Annotated in this window: 16 protein-coding genes; 10 read left to right on the top strand and 6 right to left on the bottom strand. The window is 46.0% G+C overall.

Annotated features, from left to right (window positions below; genetic code table 11):
• Nucleotides 1-423 precede the first annotated feature (423 nt).
• A complete protein-coding gene (locus tag AABW11_RS15070) occupies nucleotides 424-1,857 on the bottom strand; it encodes a sugar porter family MFS transporter (RefSeq protein WP_340105956.1) in 1,434 nt (477 codons plus the stop codon).
• 279 nt (nucleotides 1,858-2,136) lie between these two features.
• On the opposite strand from AABW11_RS15070, the gene AABW11_RS15065 reads away from it, so the two are divergent.
• Together AABW11_RS15065 and AABW11_RS15060 are read left to right on the top strand one after the other, a co-directional pair.
• Nucleotides 2,137-2,517 carry a hypothetical protein gene (locus AABW11_RS15065; protein WP_340105955.1) on the top strand — a complete coding sequence of 127 codons (381 nt, stop codon included), beginning with the start codon at nucleotides 2,137-2,139 and terminating at the stop codon, nucleotides 2,515-2,517.
• A 366-nt stretch (nucleotides 2,518-2,883) separates the two neighbouring features.
• Nucleotides 2,884-3,303, top strand: coding sequence for a TraR/DksA family transcriptional regulator (locus AABW11_RS15060; protein ID WP_340105954.1), 420 nt, complete (start codon nucleotides 2,884-2,886; stop codon nucleotides 3,301-3,303).
• A 378-nt stretch (nucleotides 3,304-3,681) separates the two neighbouring features.
• Here the strand turns inward: AABW11_RS15060 and AABW11_RS15055 are convergent, their stop codons facing one another.
• Nucleotides 3,682-4,404 carry a M48 family metallopeptidase gene (locus AABW11_RS15055; protein WP_340105953.1) on the bottom strand — a complete coding sequence of 241 codons (723 nt, stop codon included), beginning with the start codon at nucleotides 4,402-4,404 and terminating at the stop codon, nucleotides 3,682-3,684.
• Between the two features lie 126 nt (nucleotides 4,405-4,530).
• Between AABW11_RS15055 and AABW11_RS15050 the strand changes: the two genes are divergently transcribed.
• The 8 genes from AABW11_RS15050 (at nucleotide 4,531) to arsA (ending at nucleotide 17,239) form a co-directional block, all read left to right on the top strand.
• Nucleotides 4,531-5,040, top strand: coding sequence for a CIA30 family protein (locus AABW11_RS15050; protein ID WP_340105952.1), 510 nt, complete (start codon nucleotides 4,531-4,533; stop codon nucleotides 5,038-5,040).
• 283 nt (nucleotides 5,041-5,323) lie between these two features.
• The gene (locus AABW11_RS15045) at nucleotides 5,324-10,075 is read left to right on the top strand and encodes a hypothetical protein (protein WP_340105951.1); all 4,752 of its coding nucleotides are present in this window, start codon (nucleotides 5,324-5,326) and stop codon (nucleotides 10,073-10,075) included.
• 15 nt (nucleotides 10,076-10,090) lie between these two features.
• The gene (locus AABW11_RS15040; RefSeq protein WP_340105950.1) at nucleotides 10,091-12,214 is read left to right on the top strand and encodes a hypothetical protein; all 2,124 of its coding nucleotides are present in this window, start codon (nucleotides 10,091-10,093) and stop codon (nucleotides 12,212-12,214) included.
• A gap of 245 nt (nucleotides 12,215-12,459) precedes the next feature.
• Complete coding sequence (locus AABW11_RS15035) at nucleotides 12,460-12,786, top strand: ArsR/SmtB family transcription factor (RefSeq protein WP_340105949.1); 327 nt, start codon at nucleotides 12,460-12,462, stop codon at nucleotides 12,784-12,786.
• Between the two features lie 170 nt (nucleotides 12,787-12,956).
• Nucleotides 12,957-13,571: an arsenate reductase/protein-tyrosine-phosphatase family protein gene (locus AABW11_RS15030; RefSeq protein ID WP_340105948.1), complete on the top strand. Its 615-nt coding sequence runs from the start codon at nucleotides 12,957-12,959 to the stop codon at nucleotides 13,569-13,571.
• Between the two features lie 277 nt (nucleotides 13,572-13,848).
• Nucleotides 13,849-14,661 (top strand): MOSC domain-containing protein, encoded by an 813-nt coding sequence (locus AABW11_RS15025; RefSeq protein ID WP_340105947.1) that lies wholly within the window; start codon nucleotides 13,849-13,851, stop codon nucleotides 14,659-14,661.
• Nucleotides 14,662-14,789: 128 nt separating this feature from the next.
• Nucleotides 14,790-15,377, top strand: coding sequence for an arsenite efflux transporter metallochaperone ArsD (gene arsD, locus AABW11_RS15020; RefSeq protein WP_340105946.1), 588 nt, complete (start codon nucleotides 14,790-14,792; stop codon nucleotides 15,375-15,377).
• Nucleotides 15,378-15,451: 74 nt separating this feature from the next.
• Nucleotides 15,452-17,239: an arsenical pump-driving ATPase gene (arsA, locus tag AABW11_RS15015; protein ID WP_340105945.1), complete on the top strand. Its 1,788-nt coding sequence runs from the start codon at nucleotides 15,452-15,454 to the stop codon at nucleotides 17,237-17,239.
• 7 nt (nucleotides 17,240-17,246) lie between these two features.
• On the opposite strand, the gene AABW11_RS15010 is transcribed toward arsA, so the two are convergent.
• From AABW11_RS15010 to AABW11_RS14995, 4 genes are all read right to left on the bottom strand, one after another.
• Complete coding sequence (locus AABW11_RS15010) at nucleotides 17,247-18,305, bottom strand: hypothetical protein (protein WP_340105944.1); 1,059 nt, start codon at nucleotides 18,303-18,305, stop codon at nucleotides 17,247-17,249.
• Between the two features lie 124 nt (nucleotides 18,306-18,429).
• Entirely contained in the window at nucleotides 18,430-19,503 is a 1,074-nt protein-coding gene (locus AABW11_RS15005) for a hypothetical protein (RefSeq protein ID WP_340105943.1), read from the bottom strand.
• A gap of 87 nt (nucleotides 19,504-19,590) precedes the next feature.
• Nucleotides 19,591-20,643 (bottom strand): hypothetical protein, encoded by a 1,053-nt coding sequence (locus AABW11_RS15000; protein WP_340105942.1) that lies wholly within the window; start codon nucleotides 20,641-20,643, stop codon nucleotides 19,591-19,593.
• A gap of 322 nt (nucleotides 20,644-20,965) precedes the next feature.
• Complete coding sequence (locus tag AABW11_RS14995; RefSeq protein ID WP_340105941.1) at nucleotides 20,966-21,376, bottom strand: GxxExxY protein; 411 nt, start codon at nucleotides 21,374-21,376, stop codon at nucleotides 20,966-20,968.
• Nucleotides 21,377-21,561: the final 185 nt, after the last annotated feature.

Genomic DNA, 21,561 nt, shown 5'->3' with positions numbered 1-21,561 from the left:
GAGCAACGAATGTTGGCTGATTTATTCAACTTTTAGCAGGGTGTCCCAATGCGGAAGTCAGGAGAGGGTATGGTCCTTTTGCAAGGGCGCGGATATACCGCACCTACGGCGCTCCCAAATTTTAGGCATGCTCTTAACCTAAAGCCGCCGCTGCGCAGTGACTTTGGGCTACGGATATGTTGCGCCTCTGGTGCTTTGGTTATCTGTGGTAGTTGGTATAATTGCTTTTTAGTATCCTTATGTACGTAAATGCCTTCAGATGCGGGTTTGGATGGAAGGCTGAACGGGAAGCTTATCCAGTAAAAAAATGGATGTAGCACTACAGAGCGTTATTTAAAGGTAATTAAGGCTGATTTTTAAGATTTTACGGAAGTTGAGATAAACTCAAATTTGACAAAAGCACGGTTTTACGAAGTCTTATACTTACTCAGTCTTTCCCTCCGCTTCCCGCGATATGTCTTCAAGGCTTCGACCGGCTGTTTCAACCACGAATTTTTTCACGAAGATAAATGCCACAAAACCGAAAAACGCATAGATTCCGTACGAAAATCCCAGCCCGATAGTGGCAAGGAAGATTGGGAATGTCATGGTGATACCAAAGTTTGCAAGCCACTGGGCCAGGCCGCAAAACGCAAGCGCTGATCCGCGAAATCTGTTGGGGAACATTTCGCCAAGCATTACCCACATAATCGGACCCCACGAAAACGCAAAACAGGCGATGTAGCCGTTTGCCGCCAAAAGCGCGTAAAGTCCCATGGTGTCATCAAGCTGCAGTGCGCCGCTCTCCGATACGCCGGCCGTCCCGAAAATAAATGCCAGAATTCCAAGCATCACACCCTGCCCGATTGCACCAACCATAAGCAGAGGTTTACGGCCCACCTTGTCAACCAGCGCGATGGCTACAAGTGTAAACGCAACGTTCACCGACCCGCTGATCACATTTTGAAGCAGTGCATTCTCCTCAGTGAAACCGGCTGCCTGCCATAACGTTGCGCCGTAATAGAATACCACGTTAATTCCCGTAAACTGCTGAAGGACAGCCAGCCCCAACCCAACCCAAACGATCGGATGGATGTTACCTGTATATTTATTAATGATATCTGTGAGCTTTGGCTTATTGACCCCATCGAGCGTGGATTGAATGTCAGCAATTTTTTCATCCATATCTTCATTCTCCGAGACGGACCCAAGCACAGCTTTGGCCTCCTCAACCCGGCCGGATGCCACCAGGTATCGTGGTGATTCCGGGATAAAAAAGAGCGAAATAAGAAAAACTGCCGCGGGAATGATTTCAACCCAAAACATCCACTGCCATGCATCAAATCCCATTAATAAAACTTCTGAGGCTCCGCCAGCTGCTCCAGCTATTAGATAGTTGCTCAAAAATGCAGCAAACAGGCCAACCACGATCATCAGCTGTTGAAGTGTTGCGAGTCCACCGCGTATCCTCGGCGGAGCTATTTCACTGATGTAAGCAGGCGCCAGTACGCTGGCAGCCCCCACAGCAAGTCCGCCGCTAATTCTAAAAAAGACAAACATTCCCGACCCTGTTGAAATCCCCGACCCCCAGGCGCTGAAAATAAACGCGATGGCTGTGACAATCATAACCGGTTTACGCCCGAATTTATCTGCCAGTGTTCCGGCAAAAAATGCTCCTGCTGCACATCCCAGCAGCATGGAGGCGACATTAAAACCTGTGCCCGCAGCGTCAGAATTGAACGCCTGCTGCAGGGCATCAACGGTGCCATTGATTACACCGCTGTCAAAACCAAACAAAAAGCCCCCAATCGCAGCTACGACTGAATAAAATAATACGCGCCCAAAATTTCCCGAATCACCGCTACTGATTTTTTCCATTACTGATATTTTGTTTGTGGGTGTCTTGCGGTAGGATATTCAGTAAAAAATATTGATTTACCAAACCAAACTCCCGGCCTCTTATTCTCATACAGATTTACTTGCTCTATCTGCTCATTTATTTTTGACTTCTAAAGAATAACAGAATGATTTTCGGGCAAAAACATCAAACCGGATGTGGAGAATATAATAGTCTGCGGGAATGAATTGGTTCGTTTAATTCATAACTTCGAATAATTAAAAAAAATCAGACCTTACCCTCAAAAATCTATAGTTTACGTGAAGTCAAAGAATCATAAGTTTATTTCTATCATCGTTGCTATGGTGGCCGCCGGTATACCAATCTCTACTATTCCTGCTCACCAGCTCAACTTTCTGGATCCGGTTTTTTTAATAACATGGTGTTTCCTCGGTATTGTAGGGGCGTTTGGAACTTTTCTCTATTTCAATCTGAAGAAAAGAGATATCATCGGCACGTTCATAATGGGCTATATGCTTGCTGTTATCCTTCGGTTTGTGATTGATGTGATTGTCAACAATATTGCACACAGTAATTTAAGCCTCTCCCTGTTACTTGCAATGGCTGTTGGCGGAGTGACAGGCTGGGTCGGCTCAGAAATTTGGATTCAAATGAAAAAAGGCCGCAAACACAAAAAATAGAAGTCTGAGCCCGATTAATGACCTGCCTCTGGACAGAACCAACATGGTATCAACTTGAAATCCATAATTTTTCCAAGCGTATGAGCTATTTGGTGAGTGTCCCCCTTCCCACAACCGGCGAAAGACTTTTTCCTGAACTTTTTAATAAACCATTAATTGAACTCAATTTAGGAGCGTTCTCGCCTTTATTGGTGATCACCACAGTTTTATTCACCGCACTTTTCTTTTCGGTTTTGGTTCTCCCACATCTGCAATCGTAGGGAATATTCCTACATGAACATCAGTTCTACCCCGATATGGCTTCTTTGCTGATTTTCTGAACTTAGGTACAGATTAAATAATCAATAGTACTTAAAACCCAATGTCATGGAAGCCTTCATCGACCGCCCCGACGTAAACAAGTCATCACCCTTCAGCCGGGAAGAACTTTCCGTTTTCCGGGCGCTCATTGTGAGGAAGATAGATGATGCTAATGAAGAGATTGAATTTTTAATGCAAAGTATTCGGGAGATGCGTGAGAACAGAAGTGCCGATTACTCGTCAAGTCAGCACCACTTTGCTGATCTTGGTTCCAATGAAGCCTCCCTGGATGTAAATATGCGATTACTGGAACGCACCCAGGCGTTTGTTAGTCAGCTGAAACGGGCTTTAACACGGATCGACAACGGCACATATGGTGTATGCAAGGTTACCGGAAAAACAATTGCAAAAGAACGGCTCATGGCAGCGCCGCATACGCAACACAGTATGGAAGCGAAACTTATGCGAAACAGAAGCCTCAATTAATAACGGGACGGTGCGATGGAAAAGAGGGGTGAAAAAATTAATACAGAATTGCAATTTCTGTTCGAAACAGAGTCTTTACTAAATTATTCGCGAAAGGATCTTATTGAACTCGCGAGGAGCCTGTCGAACGGAAGAATTAAAAAAGATAGTAAACAAAGGGATAAACTTATGCAGCTGCTCGTGAAACAGCTTTCATCCCTCGAAACGTCCATATAAATTTGTGGGACGAAACAATTTAGTGGTTACTGATAGCTAACACCCATGGCTTGATAGGCTGTGGGTGTTTTTATTTGGTCACTCAAAAATGCATGAATGAAAAATTGTGTAGAGTGAAACCGCCATCATACGAAATTCACCCTGATTTATCCTCAGGCCTTTTCATGCCTGTTTTCGCCAGTGCCGTCCGCCCATCCGCTTATCAATATCTCGCCAAGTCGCATGAAATTTGTCCATGAGCCGGTAGAACCGCCGGGTGTGCCCTCGTTCGAGCAGATGTGTCATTTCATGTACAATTATATATTCAAGAAACTCCGGAGACTTTTTCGCCAGGTTCAGGCTGATCCAGATCCGGCCCGCCCGTGTATTGCAAGTCCCCCATCGGGTTTTCATTTTTTTCACATTCCACTCTTTCACTTTCACATTCATGATGGGCTCCCATTTCTTGATAAGAGCCGGGATCTGACTTTTCAGTTCTCGCCGATACCACTCCCGCATCACTCGCTCCCGTACAGTCAAGCTGCTTCCCTGTTTTACCCGAAGTTCAACGGTCTGATCTGCCGTTCTTGCTACAGAAAAATAATTGGCACCCCCTACAACCCGAAGTTTGAACGGCTCTCCCCAAAGATAATGTGTGCTTCCATTGGTGAAGACGTCAGACAGCTTCTTAATTTCTGTGCCGTTCTTTTCAAAGTGTTTTTTAATCCAGCCTGCTTTTGACTCTGCAAACTCCACAATCTCTTCGTGCTCTATGTGCAAAGGACTCGAAATACGAACGCTTTTACGTGAGGGATAGGCGACTATGCGAAGATGCTTCACGTTTTTCTTTGTAACTTCAATGGGAATATTACCGACCCTGATCGTGTAGGATTGCTGCTTTGGCATCTGCTATTTTTATTATGCGAATTTAATCAGGTCAACGGTACGAAATCTTAGTGACACTTTCACCCCAGGAACGGGCTGGCACTTCATTTTGCTTGATTCACTGAACATAAAGGAAATATCCATCTCATGAACATACCGGACACAAGACTTATAACGGATTTCACTAACCTGGCCGCTCAAAAATGGATGATCACCAACGACGGTGTGATGGGTGGAAATTCATCCAGCCAGTTTCAGATTAATAAAGATGGCAATGGTGTATTTATTGGCACTATTTCTCTCGAAAACAACGGCGGCTTTGCGTCAGTAAAAAATCATGAGCCAATCAATCTCTCTGGTTTTAGCTTCATTCGACTCAGCGTTAAGGGTGATGGAAACCGCTACAGCTTCCGGCTCCAAACCGGTTCCAACGGGCAGGTGAATCCATGGTCCTACGAGCATCGGTTTGAAACAAAAGACAACGAATGGACCGAAATCGATCTGCCGCTGAACAAATTTGTCCCCACCTATCGAGGAAGTACCCCCGACGATGCCCCGCCTCTTGATCCGTCTGACATTAAACGGTATGGTTTTTTAATTAGCGATGATCAGGAAGGAGATTTCCGGCTTGAAATAGAACAAATTTTAGCTTTTTGATTTACTATTTTTCTGTGAGATTTCAATAGTACATTTTGATTTTAATCCACTCAGGACTACGCTTTCCCATTACAGGGCTACATAAAACCCAGAGATATTGAAAAGCCCTGTTTCAATCAATTCCTCTCTTCCTTATTAAAGCTTAAGTTTTTTTACCTACCCGACGATACACTTTACACATTAGCTAAAAAATTCCCTTACCTGTTCTTCCTTTATAGTCAAAAAAGGCAGATATGGACTCTTGAACATGAAGAATCATTGTGTAAACCTTAATATCCTGTAAATGTTTAATTCACAAAAGCACCCCTCTATAAGTGTAATTGCATTAATTGTATGCTTATTGTCTGTCTCGATGATCGGCAATTCAGCATATGGGCAACAAAATAAAAAACCGTTTTCCCTTGATCTTGGACTTGGAAGCGGAATGATTGGAGAAGATAATATTCCCTCTACCCTGCTTCCAGAACTTGAGCTTAGTTTTATTCCCGGCCGGTATGGGTTAGGGCTCAATACAGGATTCTACTCATATGACTCCTCCTTCAACCCGGACCAGTACCGCAGTGGTTTTGAAGATTTTACTGCTATAAATGGCAGCGGTAACGAGTGGGAATCATTTTTCATAGGCCTTGGCCCTCGTGTTGAATTCGGGGCTAACCTTCCGGTTCAATTTAAAGCTGGCTTAGATCTCTCTTTTATCCGGAATTCACCGCCACATTCGGAAGTAGTGTTTAACGATGAAACCGGTGCCTTTCACGACGTAAATTTGACACTTTCGGAGTTCAGTGCCGGTGATGACTTCAAGAAATGGTCGACGGCCATCAAACCTGAATTCCAGGTACAGTTTTCGCCTGGGCGATCCCAGCGGTTTGGGTTTCACGTTACAACTGGCATTCAGCATCAGCTGTCCGAAAATTCATTTACATACACAGAACGAGATTTAAGCCGTGTTAAGAGTGTAAATAACAGTCGGGAGATGTTTTTCCAGTTTGAAACAGCACCGCTTGTGAAGCGAACAGAACAACCTCCGAAATCAAACTTTTTTATAAACGCCGGGGTGAAAATTAAATTTGGCGGAGGAAAAGCACCGCAGCCCGCTCAGCCTGAATTTGCTGAGAATATGGACCCGCCCGGCGAGGATGGAGAACCTAAAGACGGAGGAGAGGATCCGCCGGAGAATGAGGAAGAGGAGGAGGATCAGGAAGAGCCCGAACAATTGTTTGTTGGCGAAAACGGAGAGTTTGAAGTAGAAAACCTGACCATCAACGGAAACGGGCCTTTTTCAGGCACCGGTGAGATATTCATCGATTGGCTTCAATCGTACATTTCTGTTGAATTTACCGGTATCACTGTGAATCCCGCCAACAATCATCTTACGTCGGGTCAGGTTACATCGGTTATCAATGGCAATGCGCCAGCCTATCCGAAAGCATGGGCGTCACCACTGGCCACAAACTATGTAGCTTATAATCATCCTGAGGTAGCAGCCGTGCATAACTATATGCTCCAGCAGCCTTTTTACGAGTATAACGGCACTCCCATCACACCAACCGTCCTGGAGGCTCCGATTGGCGTAGAGCTGGATCCGGACAGCTGGTTTTCGATCATGGAAATCGTGTTTGAGTCGGATAAATCAAAGTTAAACGCATCCATTGCTTACGAAACACCTGCCGACTGGAATAATGCGGATCTTGTGGGTTTTTCTGTCAAGGACATTGAGTTTCACCCGCTCAGTATCAGCTTTCAGCAGGGTCGGCTGGAGATTGTGGATGATCTGATGGTGGGCAATGCCAATAACGATATCAACTTTACCTTTATCTCGCCCGATGGAAATAACGTGGGCACGTTTATAGAATGGGACGAATACGGCTTTAATCTATTTGGCATTGAGATAGAGAGTGAATTCACTCGCGACTGGCTGCTGCCCGTTCCCGACAACGGCACTGATAAAGTGAAAGCAACACTGAGCGGAACCGGTTATTACTGGAATAACCATATTTTGAGCGGCGATCTTGAAAAGGCGGAATTTGTAAACGGGGCGGGAATGACGATTGAGGCCAATTCTCTTAACTACGATATGTCACATGATCTGAACCCGATCGGAATTGAGTTTCCGGAAAACTATGCGGGACAGGATACCACAGTACTCTGGCGCGGATTTTACGCCAAGAATTTTACGATTGGTCTGCCTGAATCAATAGAAACGAATGCCGGAGGACCTCCCGAAGTTGGCGTGCAGGATATGATTATTGATCACCAGGGAGCAACCCTCACGGCATTTGCCAACAATGTGTATCAATACCCCAACGCAAGTGTTGCTGATCTGAATGCCAGCGTGGATACCGTAAATGTCAAAATAGAGACCAATACGTTTACCGAAGCGTACATTACAGGTCAGCTGGCTATACCGGCAACGCATCCGGATTCACTGCAAAGCCCGCTGAATTACACCGGGCTATTCGTGACCGGTTTTAGCACCCCGAATGGCAGCACATTTGAGCTAACCGTAGATCCGTCAGGACCTATTTATTCGAATATGCTAAAAGGGATTCTCACGCTAGAGCCGTCATCAGTGATCACGGCATCTGTAGGAAACGGGGAGAAGTCGTTTGATATGGCCCTGAACGGTGATATAAATTGGGGGAATGTAGATCTGGACCCGATTACAAACATAAACATGGGTCTAGAATTTGCGGGACTTGGTTTTGATTACCAGAGTAATTCCGGACTAAATTTCGCGATGGGATCGTGGAGCCTAGCCAGTCCTCAGAAATTTATGCACAACTTTCCGGTGTCATTTCAGAATATTCAATATATACCGTTGAATCCGGGACCGGGAGAGCTTCTGAAAGGAAAAATAGGCTTTACCACAGTTTTTAATCTGAGCCAGAATCTTGGTGGTCAGACCACCATGGGTGTTGGATTTGTTATTGATGACGATTCAGCCAACTTCAAGAAATTTGCTCCACAGTATGACGGGCTCACCGTTGATGAAGTAGTTGTCAACGCCAACCTGAATGCGGTAAATATCAACGGACTCCTCTATTTTGATAATGACGATCCCATTTACGGTAAACGTGTTGGCGGTAGTGTTCAGGCAGAATTTACAGGGGCAGGTCTCAACATTGAGGCAGATGCACAGTTTGGGAACACTTCGTACCAGAATGGCGGTCAGCTCTATCGCTACTGGCAGGTGGATGTTCAGGCCGACTTTCCCGATCCCGGTGTTCCATTCCTGACCGGAGTGGCATTTCGCGGGTTTGGTGGCGGAGCTTATAACAATATGGAAGTAGCTGTAAGCCCCACCGGTGAACGGAGCTTCACCCCGCTCAACAACATGTTTGGCTTTAACGCCGGAGCTACTATTGCCACCACACCTGAAGAACAGGGTTTTAACGCCGATGTAACGCTGATGGGTGAATTTAGCACTAACGGCGGGGGTATGACCTACGTTGGGTTTAATGGTGATTTTGGAACCGGCGCTTCCATTCAAGACCGCCGCAATGGAAAAGGCAAAGTGTTTGGAAACGTATTGGTGGAGTATGTGTTTCCAACCAAGAATTTTACACTTGCGGCAAACGCGAATATCAATACAGATCCGGTAAAAACCATTCCAAACGAGCCGTTTAATCTTACATTCAACATAGATGGAATGGCAAACGAGTGGAGTTTTAAAGCCGGAGTTCCAACAAATACCAATGACGTTGAGGTGCTTGGCGTGCATCTTTATGAGTACCTGATGCTGGGGAATTCAATTCCGAACCCAAATGGCTTCACGAACCGATTTGCCAGCAATTATGCACAGCATTTTGGGTACAGTCCGAACGACGCTCACATGCAGGGTCAGGTCGACAACAACATGGCTGAGCTGGGTGCCGGTTTTGCCATGGGACTCGGATTTGAATTTGAGGCTTCGGGAAGCAAGCAGGTTTATTCAGGTGTATGGCGTGATTGGTCAATAGGCTATGAAGCGGCCGCCGGGGCTGAGCTTCACCTCTCATTCCTCGAGTATGCAAGCTGCAGTGGTTATAATGAATGGGGAATCAACGGCTGGCGGGCCGGTGGCGGATTTGGATTTTATGCAGCAGTAAGTGCATGGGCTCAGGGATATCACCGAAATAACGAAGAGGTTGATAAATTCCACAATCTTGCGACGCTAAAAGCGGGCGGATACATCACCGGTAAATTCCCGAAACCGGTGTATGCTTCAGGGGCGGTAACGGGAAGCGCAACAGTGCTGAATATTTTTGATGTCAGTTTTCATCAGCAGTTCCAATATGGAACCAACTGTTCGGGAGGTCCGGTTCAGCCAAACGTATATGTAACTCCAGGCGATGCCGCTGCCGATTTTGATGGCGCATTGGTAAATTATGTTGTGCCGCAGTCCTATTACAATTTCCCCTTGGAATCACCGCTTAGTGTAAAATATGGACTCGTTCCGGATGAACAGTTCAGTGTACCTGAAACTCAGTCCAACGGTACGATCGAAATGAGAACGTTTAAACTGGAGAAATCGGTAACACTTGAGAAGAGTGATAACAGTGGAAACTATCAAGCTGAATCTCTTCATAGTTCCATAAATAATCTTGGTGAGTATCAGTATGTTATAGCCGGTCCCATCATGGCAGCTCCTGTTGGTTTAGCACCGGGTATGGGAGGTGCGCAGAATGGTGGTAATAATCCACCCGCGCAGCAACAAATGGCTCAAACGTGGAATCCAAATCCTATGGGTGGTGGTGGAACTATACCATCCTATCAACAGGCACCGGCGCAATTAGTTGGCGGTCCGGGTTCAAGTAACAATCCACCCAATTATGGAAATCTTCCGCCGGAGTCACCACCACCAGTCAACGATCTGGACGCGGACACCTGGTATAAATTTACGGTAGAGGCTGTGCTCATGGAGCTTGTTAACAGCAACTGGGTGACGGCTACAGATAACAGCGGAACACCTATTGTACAAACCGAAGTCAAAAATTTCTATACCGGTGATCCGGGACCCCTGCAACCTGCCGGCCCGGGTTTATCAACCTATTAAATCAGAGCGATTATCATGAAACGAATTTTTATGGATTATCAAAAAATATCAGTACTCATAGTTATCTTCGCCGGAGTAATCTGGCTGAATGATGTTAACGCTCAACAGGCAAGTCAGGCCGAAATAAATCTTTTTGCGCGCTATGTGGATGGAAACGGCATCGAAATGCGATGGTTCTCAGATAATAATGAGGTGATGCGCAAAGGCACGGAATCGGGTTTTATCGTAGAACGCCGCATAGCCGGTACCGGATCTTTTCAAACCGTTCAAACCGTGCAGCCGCTCGATGAGGCTCAAACCGAACAGCTTATTCAAACCACAGTCGGCGAGGGAAATCGTGCCGACCGCCTGCGGGTGGTAACCGAACTAAGGGATTCAGACACAGATCATCTGCCCGGTGAAATCGATTTCCAAAATCGTATTGAAGATCTCGTAAACCGGAAAAGTGCCGAAGACTTCCGTACGATGACGTTTATGCTGAGTTCGTTTGAGGATTCTCTTGCGGCCCGCGTACTGGGGCTTTCTGCAACCGACGCCAACGTGATGGCGGCTCAGACCTACGAGTACCGTGCGAGACTGGCGAACCCCGGCGGAATGAATGTAACGTCCGTGATCACAGAAATTACGGCATCTGAACAAACTGTGGATTACGAGATTCCTATACTTGTAAACGAAGGAGATAGCGAACTGTCGTTTATCTGGGAGCAGCCTGAGAATTCAGTGGGGCTATACGTACAGCGATCTTTCAGTGCAAACGGACCTTTTGAACCGCTGAATGAGGTTATTGAGCTGAACCTGAGAGGCAAACAATATGATGGGCCGCAGCGGGGAACATATTCTGATAAAAAGTTAAACAACTACCGAACCTATCACTACCGGTTTTACGGCCAAAATGCATTTGGCGAGCGCGTCCTCTTTGGAGAAGCATCCGGTACGCCACGTGATCTTACACCACCACGCGAACCTCTGCTTCTTCAGCCAAAACATGTAAGTGAAGATACAGTTCGTGTTACCTGGGAGATGCCTGGTGCTGTGGACAATGACCTCGCCGGTTTTGCAGTACTACGGGGTGATGGAACCAGTGAAGAATTTGTACGTCTTCATCCCGATCTGACTGATCCCAGTCTCAGGGAGTGGATCGACCTCGATTTTAACCGCGATCTGGATACCTATTATGCCGTTCAGGCAGTGGATACAGCCGGTAATGTGAGTAATTCTGCTGTGCTACCGGTTTCGTACATTCGTTTTAACCCTCCTGTGAAACCCGAAATTGGACAAGCAACAATTGGAGATGACGGGTCGGTGGAGATCATTATCAGCCCGGATCCTGAGTATGCCGTGGATGGCTATAAGATTTTTATGGCAAACGATCCGGAACATGAATTTTCAGTTGTGAAAGAGGTGTTTGGTGATTCCTTGATCACTCCCGGAAACAGAACTGTTGTCCGCGATACGGTGATGCTAAATACACTCACCCGGAATGTCTATTACAAAATCCGGGCTTACGACGTGCATTTTAATGAATCGGAGGAGAGTGATGTCATTGCCCTTGAGCGGCCTGACATCGTGCCCCCGCCTCGCCCGGTTTTCAAAAATGTAGAGACCGGTACTACGGAAGTGAACTTTGAAATTGCGCTGCCATCAGTAGTTGATTTTCAAACTGCAACCTTGTACCGCAGATCCGGTCCGGAGAGTGACTGGCAGCCGGTTCAAACTTTCAGGGAAAAAACAGAAATTGCCCGCTACACCGACAAGCGGCTGGTACCAGGTGAAACCTATTTCTACCGATTACAGGCAGAAGATCAAAGCGGGTTACTGTCGGACTTTTCAAATCCTGTTCAGGTTAAAACTGTGAACAGACGGTCGGTCAGCGTTGCTGAAAATCTCTCCGCTCAGTATGGCGATCGCGGGGCTGTAATCCGATGGGCTTACCCGGGTGATGTTCTTGATGAGGTTTTCTTTGTGGTTTATCGCCGCAGCAGTGACAGAGGATTCCAACAGGTTGGCCGAAGTGAAGAGACCTTTTTTACAGACCGAAGGGTTCGTCCCGGCCGCTATGAATACCAGGTCCGTGTGTTCCGAAAAGATGGAAATCAAAGCGAAATGAGCGAGCCCGTTTCTCTGTCATTTACTGAATAATCAATTGTTTTTCCAATGATGTAGTGACAGGTATCTTAGTTGAGGATTGTCACCGGATGAATTTCCTTCATTCGGGTAAGAACACCAGCCATAAGGAAGGCGTACCGCAGTGATTCGGTCCTTACTCAATCCATCCGATGACGGGAAGTCAGCAGATGAGAGGATTGCCACGGGATGAGATGCCAATAAGATTCTGTCCATTTTTAATCGTATATTCACGATTGATCGAAACCCAATCGTGACATATGACAGAAACAATCACAGTAAAACTTGACGATCCGGCGGTAAAGCGCTCAGCTCAAATCGCAAAAGCCCTCGGGCATCCCGCCAGAATCGCTATTCTAAAACTCCTGGCTCAGCGAACCACCTGCTTTTGTGGAGATATTACTGAGGTTCTTCCACTGGCTCAATCTACCGTTTCCCAACATCTGAAGGCGCTCAAATCGGCCGGACTAATTACCGGGGACGTGGAAGGCGTTCGCACCTGCTACTGCCTTAACCCTGATGGTGTGAAAGAGCTTGAATCTACTCTTTCAGAGCTATCGAGCGAGCTCATCAAAACCTGCTGCTGATTTTTAGTGATGAGGTTTTAGTGTTGAGTTCAATCACCATTACAGCAACTCTTCCAGGAGCTCTCTGCGTTCGCACTCTGGAAGATTGTGTTTGAAATTTATCACTGAACACTAAAAACTCAACATTTTCACTACTGATAATTATTTCATCTTTAATCTGAACATAAACGATGTATAAGAAACTGAAAACCACAATTGAAGAATTGAAAAAGAGATTCGATGAGATGCCATCAGACCGAAAAAAACTACTGAGTGACGTAGCAGATTTTATTAAACAGGAGTTGAAGGAGAGCGAAACCGTAAAGCTGAATTTTATCTGTACTCATAACAGTCGGCGAAGCCATCTCGCACAGATCTGGGCTCAAACCGCAGCTGAACATTACGATATTGAAAACGTGGAAACATATTCCGGCGGAACAGAAGCCACAGCTTTTAATCCGCGAGCTGTAGCAGCCGTAGAACGCGCCGGCTTCGACGTTGAAAATTCGGGGGGTGACAACCCGAAATACAGCGTTCGTTTTTCTGATAATGCCGAACCGATGATCTGCTTCTCCAAAACATTCGATGATCCGGTAAACCCGGATAAAGATTTTGCCGCTATCATGACCTGTTCTGATGCAGATGAAAACTGTCCATTTGTTCCGGGCGCCACATATCGTAAATCGATTACCTATCGCGATCCAAAAGAGGCTGACGGAACAGACAGGGAAAAAGAGACCTATGACGAACGCTGCCGCCAAATTGGAACAGAAATGTTTTACATGATGAGCCGGGCAAACATCTGAGTAAATCGACCATGCATGCGCAGTCTTTAATCCCGGATTATTCACCAAGAAATTATGTCGGTAGCAAGGCGTAGGGAAAAAAGCGGCGGAAGAGTACTTGACGTACTCTGAGTACGCTTTATTTCCATACAACGAAGCTTTCGATAAAATTTCGCCGCAATACATATAGCCCAAAGTGGACTACTATCCATTTTATATTTGTGTGATATTTTTAGTGCATTACATTGGATTACACTTATCTTCGTGAATAACCCGGGTAATGTAATGCACCATTGAAATGAACGATCTTAGACTCAAAGACATCTACACTTACCCGGTAAAATCACTCGGCGGAGTACGACTTCAGGAAGGGAGAGTTCTTAAAAAAGGGCTGGAATTCGATCGCAGGTGGATGCTTGTTGATGATCGGGGCCGGTTTATGTCTCAGCGAAAACATTCCCGAATGGCACTGCTTCAAACGGAGATTACCGACAATGGAATCGATGTCTACTCTAAGACAGATCCATCAAACAGAGTAACCATACCGCTTGAACCGTCTTCAAAAAACACCCGGGAAGTAGTGATCTGGGACGACCGGGTTGATGCACAACGTGTAAGTCAAAAGCTGAGTCAGTGGTTTTCGGAGCAGCTTGATGTGACTTGCGACCTGGTTTTCATGCCACACTCAACCCGGCGTCTGCTCAAACCGAAATACCAGGTTAACGAGGAGTCGGTCAGTTTTGCAGATGCCATGCCCTACCTTCTCATCAGCCAGAAATCGCTGGATGATCTCAACAGCCGACTAAACAAACCTATACCAATGGAGCGATTCAGGCCAAATATTGTAGTTGCAGGTGGCGCGCCGTTCCAGGAAGATAACTGGAATGAAATCTCTATCGGCTCAGCCCGGTTCAAAATCACAAAATCGTGTGCGCGGTGTGTGGTAACCACCATCGATCAGCAGTCGGGGCATAAAGCAAAAGAACCTTTGAAGACGCTCGCATCCTACAGAAAAGTAGAGGGTGATGTCTATTTTGGTCAAAATATGCTTCTGCTTGAGGGCGGGAATATTCAGGTAGGCGATACCGTTTCTTTAATACCGGGTGTGTGATTTCCGCATCTTCTCTCTGTAGCCTCCTGCACAAAGTTTCTTTAATACTTTAGCATCGAGGTTGGTTACCAGATCAATTAATCGTAATTTTACGATAATTATATTTTTACTTATTCACACCCAATTAAATGGATACAAAAAGAAAGACAGACACCAAGACCCTCATTGAAGTTTATGACCCCGCCATGTGCTGCAGCACGGGCGTTTGCGGCCCTGATGTTGATGATGCAGTGGCCGATTTTGCCGGCGATGTAAAATGGCTGAAATCACAGGGGATTGATGTACGCAGGTATAACCTCGGACAAGAACCGGAAGCATTTAAAATGAACCCGGAAGTAATTTCGCGCTTGCAAAAAAAAGGAACCGAATGCCTGCCTCTTTTGCTGATCAACGGAGAAATTGTATCAGAAGGCGGCTACCCTGCCCGCCGGCAGCTCACCAACTGGCTGACAATCGATCCTCAAAATAGAAATGATCCAGCAACCCCGGACTTGCTAAATGCATTGGAATCAGCTGTTATCGAGGGAGATAATGGTAGTATGAGAACGGTGTTTCAACAAGCGATGGAGAAAGGTTTGTCAGTACAGCAGCTGGCGGACGCCATGCAAAGAGGGATCAACAACCGCCAGAGCCTGACCCGTTCTGCACTCCAAACCGCCAATGAACTTCTCGGGATTCAAACCGGCGGCTGTGCTCCCGGAAGTGGATGCTGCTGAGAACATATCGACAACCATCACAGAAAAAATTTGCGCAAGCAATTCACCATCTCAGGCATTTTAATCACATCACCATGAAAACTCTTCCACAAATCACACCTTACATCTTTTTTACAGGTAAAGGCGGCGTAGGGAAAACCTCGCTTGCCAGTGCAACAGCAGTTAAACTTGCTGATGAAGGTAAAAGTGTGCTTCTGATTTGTACAGATCCGGCATCAAACCTGAAAGAAGTACTGGAAACAGAGGTCACTGAGAAAATCACTCCCATTAAGGGGATCCAAAACTTGCATGCCGTTAATATTGATCCGGAATTGTCGGCTGAAGAGTATCGAAACCGTGTGGTATCCCCTATGGAGGATATTCTTCCGGACCATGAAATCGAAAAAATACGGGAGGAGCTCTCCGGAGCCTGCACGACCGAAATAGCAGCGTTTGACGAATTTGCACGGTATGTAGCCGGTGATGATGATGACCAGCCCTATGACGTGATTATTTTTGATACGGCCCCAACCGGACACACACTTCGGCTGCTGGAGCTGCCGGCCGCCTGGAGTAACTATATTGAATCAAACCCCGATGGTGCCTCCTGTATTGGCCCGTCATCTGCCCTTAAAACCAGCCAGGAGCGCTATCAGAAAGTGGTGGAACGCCTGCAGGATGAAGATTCCACGACTATTTACCTGGTGAGCCGCCCGGACGGTTCTGCCTTGCGTGAGGCGGACAGGTCCGGTAAGGAGCTCCGGGAAATGGGTCTCTCAAACCAGGTATTGCTCATCAACGGTTATTTTGAGCCCATTGACGAATCCGATCCGTTTGCAAAACGAATGAAACAGAACGCTGACAGGACGATAGAACAGATGCCGGAGCGGCTCAGCAAAATGGACAGAATAGTGTTTCCGCTGAGGCCTTACAATCTCCTGGGCATCGATCGGTTGCGAACCGTATTTGAACCGCTTGATAAAGAGCAGATCAAACAAAACAGCAGTTCTTTTCTATCGGAGCTTCATGAAAGCAACCGTCCTGACCTTGACGCTTTAGTTGATGACCTCTCCTCGGAAAAAGATCATGGCCTGATCATGACAATGGGAAAAGGCGGCGTGGGTAAAACCACGGTTGCAGCGGCCGTGGCTTTTAAACTTGCACAGCGCGGCTATCCCGTTCACCTGACCACCACCGATCCCGCCGCTCACCTTACAGATCATATTGGCGACCTGGGCATACCGGAAAATATGACGGTAGATCGAATTGATCCGGAAGAGGAGAAGCAGAATTATATTGAAAAAGTGCTTCGCCAGCGTGGCAAAGGTAAAACGGATGACGAGCTAAAACTACTCCGCGAAGACCTGGAATCTCCGTGCACAGAAGAGGTGGCGGTGTTCCAGGCATTTTCGAAGGCTATTCATGAAGCAAAACGCAAATTTGTGGTGATGGATACAGCACCAACCGGCCACACATTGCTCCTGCTTGATACAACAGGTAGCTATCACAAAGAGATTCTGCGTAATACGAAAATAGATACTGATAAACTAAAAACGCCATATATGTATCTGCAGGATCCAGACTATTCCAAACTGCTTATTGTAGCCCTGCCTGAAACCACCCCAATAACCGAGGCGGCTAAGTTGCAGGATGATTTGCGGCGATCCAACATTGAACCTTACGCCTGGATAACGAACCAGAGTATGTCAGCCACTGAAATCTCAGATCCTCTCCTTAAACAGCGGGCAATTGAAGAGATTCCGCTGCTGAACGAGATTGAGACGAAGCATTCTAAAAAGCTCTATACAATCCCATGGATTTCGGAAGACCCGGTGTTACAGGAACTGCTGAAAACAGAAAAAACATCGGGTTTAACTGTTTAATGGAGCCTTAAAATGGTAACGGTATCCAGGCTGCATCTGGAAAAATCCCAAACATGGCAAGGGCTGCAATTAGCAGGGTTCCCATAACAATAGCCCCGGCCGGTGGATCCACGTGCGTATCGCCATGGGCATAAAACACCCGCTGAAACAGTTCGCCAAACAGGGCTGCTATAAAGCCAAAGAGTGCCCCTGTCAGCAGCATGAGTCCAAGGGAATATCCCATGTAGGCTCCCCCGGTTGCCGCAACAATGGATGTACTTCCAATTAGAGACATATGGTGTGTTACAGGAATTCTTTCTACACCGAGATTCAGAAATAGAAGTGTAGCAGCGCTGATCCCAAATGGAAGAAATACGCTGCCTGTCTCGTACGTGGTAAAGGCAGCTAATATTCCAACAACAACACCTAAAATGGAGATATCCGCCCATTTGTACTGATGACCGAGCCAGGGCTCAACCAGCAGCCGAATTTTTGTGTCTTTCTCAGCTTTAGCAATTCTCTCCTCTTCCTTGACAAATGGATCCATATTTAAAATCCCTTTATCTGTCTTACCGATTAGCGGATAACCGAGAAAAAGACGGTGGGCAAGGGCCGATAAAACCACTGCTATAGCGATGGGGTCCCATGGCAAGCCAAGCGTCACAGATATGCTAGTGATCCAGTATCCCAATATCCCAAACAGGCCGCCGGCTACTAGCACATCCGGTTTCGGACCCTGTGCAAAGGCGATATTTTTTGCCTCGTGGTACGGAAACCCGGTATTCATATAACCCTTTTTTGCTGCATATGCTGAGGCAGCTGCCCCGCCTGCAAAACTGATATGCGGGCCAAATACCGGGCCAAATCCAAGCTGTCCGGTGATGGCTGACGACTGCTCAAATAACGCAGGATCAAACCCGGCAATACCCGACAGATCCCCAATGAGAATTTTGGCGCCCTCCCCCAGCATTACAAGAAACCCTGTAAAAATAAACGCCGGTAAAGCACCGATTGCAGCTCCAAATGCACCACCGGCAAAAGCTGCCAACAACATTCCTAACCACCATAAATCGGCAAATTCAGCCATATCAAATATGTGTTTTTATTAATTGATTTCTGTTTCAGGGGATTTTCACAAATACTTACCGAAAATTGATTTCTTATAATCGTAATTAAGCGATTAATTTCAAAATTAAGTAGAGTGCCTTACCCTATAATTCAAACCGGCCTCTGTTTGATTTAATAAAATTCAGAACATTTACGCTCACCGTTACAAACGGTGTTTTCATAAACTGTTTTTGTTCATCTGCAGATAAGTGCCAGTTTAGCCCGGCCGACAGCCCTCTTCCGGGGCGTAACAAAAACCCAAAGCCCGGCGGAAGGTCTTCGCGAAGCACAACCGTTCCTGATATGCCTCCGTAATTATCCAGGAATTCACCCCGGTACCAAAGGTGCCCGGCCACTTCAATCACTAAAGATTCTTTTGCCCTGAATTTTACAGGATCACTAAATCCATCCAGCGGTATCTGTATTCCCAGTGAGGGATGAAGAAATATAAACTGCGTTGATGGCGGTGTGCGGATATCCCACTCCAATAGCGCTGAGTTCAGTGTAATTTCCCAAGGGTACATTACAAATCCATTGTCAAGGAAATTATTCCACCGTTTGTACGATGTTTCGATGGCATCTAATATCACCTCATCTGCTTCCCGGCGAAGAATTAGAAGAAGCTCATTTGCGGCATTTGCCCGGTAACGGACATCCCTGGCCTGGGCTACAGTAAGAATGGGGTGTTGGGGCTGATTGCATGGATTTGCTTGTTCAGCTCCTTCCATACAGAGCACAATAGCAGGGTTCATCCCCATAAACGCTACAAATCCATCTCCGGCGATTCCTTCTGCGAAGCGGCCTGTATGTAGCTGATCAAGATGCTCCAAATACACCCCATTATACAGAGCATCGATCTCTTTCAGTTCATCAATGGAAGCGTCCAATGCATCTAAGAATCGTTCGTGAACCTGCTGTGCACCACTCCAGTCAACTTCTGATAATGCAGCGTCTTCGGCAAGATTCGAAAAAATATCTGCCCACTGCTCCTGCTGAATCAACTGCCAGTTTCTGTCAATTACATTTTCATAGTAACGGGGATCATTCTCGTCCGCCCAGGCATCAGACGGAGCAAAGACATCCTGTGCCTGACCGGCCGTTATTGCGCCAACGAGCAAAATGCCCGTCATCACAATCCTGCTCACTGCTCTCTTTCCCATTCTTAATTTCATGTCCATAGTAATCCTCTTTATTTTAGTTAGTACCACAGATTATTTTTTACCGACAGCTCTTGAAACTTTTCTGGTCAGCTAGAGCGCATCAACTTAAACAGAGATATTGAAGTCCCCGCCGACCATATCTTTCAGCTTTACCCAAATCCTGATAAGATCCATCAGTGTTGAGTCCTCATCAAGATCAGATTTTGCAGCCTCAATTCTATTTTGAGCTTCCCGAACCACCTGATCGCGATCAATATCTTTATACGTCTCAATAGCGTGGGTCTGCTCTGCAGGCGACACCGACCGGAATCCGCACAAGATTCTCAATAGAGGAACATGTACAGCCGGATGGTCCAGGTAATGCGTAAAGTCATGAATATAAACATCACGAAAGTGACTCAGATTTACCTGGCTAAAGTTCGCGCCCCATGATTCACCACTAAACTTCCAGAGCAGAGTAACAGGATCATATTTGTGAAACACATTATAATATTGTTCGAGATACTCCTGTGTTTGATCACCCCGACCACCAACGGGACAAACGATGGAGTCCGTCACTTTGATGTCTGACTGAAGAATTCGGCTGGTATTGGCAAGCATAAACAGCGATTGAAATCGGGTATGCGGTGGTCCCATCACATTCGCAATGCTATCGTCCCACTGTGTATCGCCCATCAGGTGAAGAGAATCGTGAATTACGGCTGTACCCAGGCTATGGGCCAGGAACGAAAAGCGTGTATTGCTCCCAAATTGATTTCTGTAGCCGGCTACTTTTTGAGCGATGTTCCGAATCACTTCAATGCGGACTCTGTCGCGGTACAAGGGAAAAAACTGATAGATAAGCACATCGGCTACATGACTCCAAAAGAACTGGCGTTCATCATCAGTCATTGATTCCATCAGATCAATAAGTTTACCTTTTGGGATGGCAGCGGCCGCCTCGGACGTCATGATACCTGAAAAATTACCCTTCCATCGATCCAGCAGATCATCAAATACGTTGTCGTAGCGAATCGGCTCAAAGGTCACCTCATTCTGAATATTGGTGTCCTGAAAATATTGATACTGTTTGGCTTTGGCTGTCAGGTGCTCAGTTACCGGCACGGCCCAGTTGTCCGGCTGTTGACCCATTCCGTGAATCAAAAACAAAATATGCATGATGGTGCTCCCCTATTTAATTGTTGATCAGCCCCGGTCTATCTCTTTATTCTTTAAGGGACTGTTTTGAATTAAACATATTTTCAGCAAAACAGCTAATGGGAATTCTTGGGCATAAACAATAGTCCACTAAGGCTCGAAGGCACCAAGGCTCACAAAGTGAAAATAACAAAAAACATTAGTGTCCCTTCGTGTCCTTGAGTCTTCGTAGCTAATAAAGTGGGCCACTAAGGCAGAAAGGCACCAAGATTCACAAAGAAAAAACCAAAAATCTTTGTGTCAACGTGGCTTCGTGGTAAAAAATCAGTAAGGCCAGCTATATTTAAAGAATCATTCTTTTGATTCCTTTTTTAATGAGAGGCACATTGAAATTGATTAAGTAACCCAGGCGTTTATTAGTCAGTTTCAGGTGACTGAGTAACTGAGCTTCCCAAACAGGATTAACGGTCTCAACAGCTTTTAACTCACAAATAACTAAATCGTTGACCAATGCATCTAACCTTAGTCCCTCTTCAAATGTCATACCTTTAAACGTAATTGGAATATCAATTTGTCGATGTACATTAAAATCCTTTTCAGCAAGGATATGACAAAAACAAACTTCATACACTTTTTCAAGTAATCCGGGGCCTAAGGATTTGTGTACTTGATACGCTGCATTGACAAGGGCTTTGCCAATTTTCTCTTCTTTTATGCTCAACGGGGCAAAGTTTTTGCGAGTTGATCGTCCCATGATTCTCTTTTGATTTATTATCACTCAATGTATTGATAAATATGAATAAGTCAAGAAAGTTAGTCGCTTCGTGCCAAAATCAGTAGTGCCACTAAGGCAGAAAGGCACCAAGACTCACAAAGTTAAAATTATAAAACCCTTTGTGTTCCTTCGTGTCCCCGTGTCTTCGTGGCTTAAACATTAAG

This window comes from Rhodohalobacter sp. 8-1, from assembly GCF_038150125.1.
Lineage (GTDB): Bacteria > Bacteroidota > Rhodothermia > Balneolales > Balneolaceae > SW132.
Note: the sequence above shows the minus strand (reverse complement) of the source record. Positions and strands in the feature narration are given on the sequence as shown.

Excerpts from the sequence above, each read along its gene's own strand:
- AABW11_RS15070 (WP_340105956.1), bottom strand. The coding sequence starts at position 1,857 with ATGGAAAAAATCAGTAGCGGTGATTCGGGAAATTTTGGGCGCGTATTA.
- AABW11_RS15005 (WP_340105943.1), bottom strand. The coding sequence starts at position 19,503 with ATGGACATGAAATTAAGAATGGGAAAGAGAGCAGTGAGCAGGATTGTG.
- AABW11_RS14995 (WP_340105941.1), bottom strand. The coding sequence starts at position 21,376 with ATGGGACGATCAACTCGCAAAAACTTTGCCCCGTTGAGCATAAAAGAA.
- AABW11_RS15055 (WP_340105953.1), bottom strand. The coding sequence starts at position 4,404 with ATGCCAAAGCAGCAATCCTACACGATCAGGGTCGGTAATATTCCCATT.
- AABW11_RS15000 (WP_340105942.1), bottom strand. The coding sequence starts at position 20,643 with ATGCATATTTTGTTTTTGATTCACGGAATGGGTCAACAGCCGGACAAC.
- AABW11_RS15035 (WP_340105949.1), top strand. The coding sequence starts at position 12,460 with ATGACAGAAACAATCACAGTAAAACTTGACGATCCGGCGGTAAAGCGC.
- AABW11_RS15050 (WP_340105952.1), top strand. The coding sequence starts at position 4,531 with ATGAACATACCGGACACAAGACTTATAACGGATTTCACTAACCTGGCC.
- AABW11_RS15060 (WP_340105954.1), top strand. The coding sequence starts at position 2,884 with ATGGAAGCCTTCATCGACCGCCCCGACGTAAACAAGTCATCACCCTTC.
- AABW11_RS15030 (WP_340105948.1), top strand. The coding sequence starts at position 12,957 with ATGTATAAGAAACTGAAAACCACAATTGAAGAATTGAAAAAGAGATTC.
- AABW11_RS15045 (WP_340105951.1), top strand. The coding sequence starts at position 5,324 with ATGTTTAATTCACAAAAGCACCCCTCTATAAGTGTAATTGCATTAATT.
- AABW11_RS15040 (WP_340105950.1), top strand. The coding sequence starts at position 10,091 with ATGAAACGAATTTTTATGGATTATCAAAAAATATCAGTACTCATAGTT.
- AABW11_RS15010 (WP_340105944.1), bottom strand. The coding sequence starts at position 18,305 with ATGGCTGAATTTGCCGATTTATGGTGGTTAGGAATGTTGTTGGCAGCT.
- AABW11_RS15025 (WP_340105947.1), top strand. The coding sequence starts at position 13,849 with ATGAACGATCTTAGACTCAAAGACATCTACACTTACCCGGTAAAATCA.
- arsD (WP_340105946.1), top strand. The coding sequence starts at position 14,790 with ATGGATACAAAAAGAAAGACAGACACCAAGACCCTCATTGAAGTTTAT.
- arsA (WP_340105945.1), top strand. The coding sequence starts at position 15,452 with ATGAAAACTCTTCCACAAATCACACCTTACATCTTTTTTACAGGTAAA.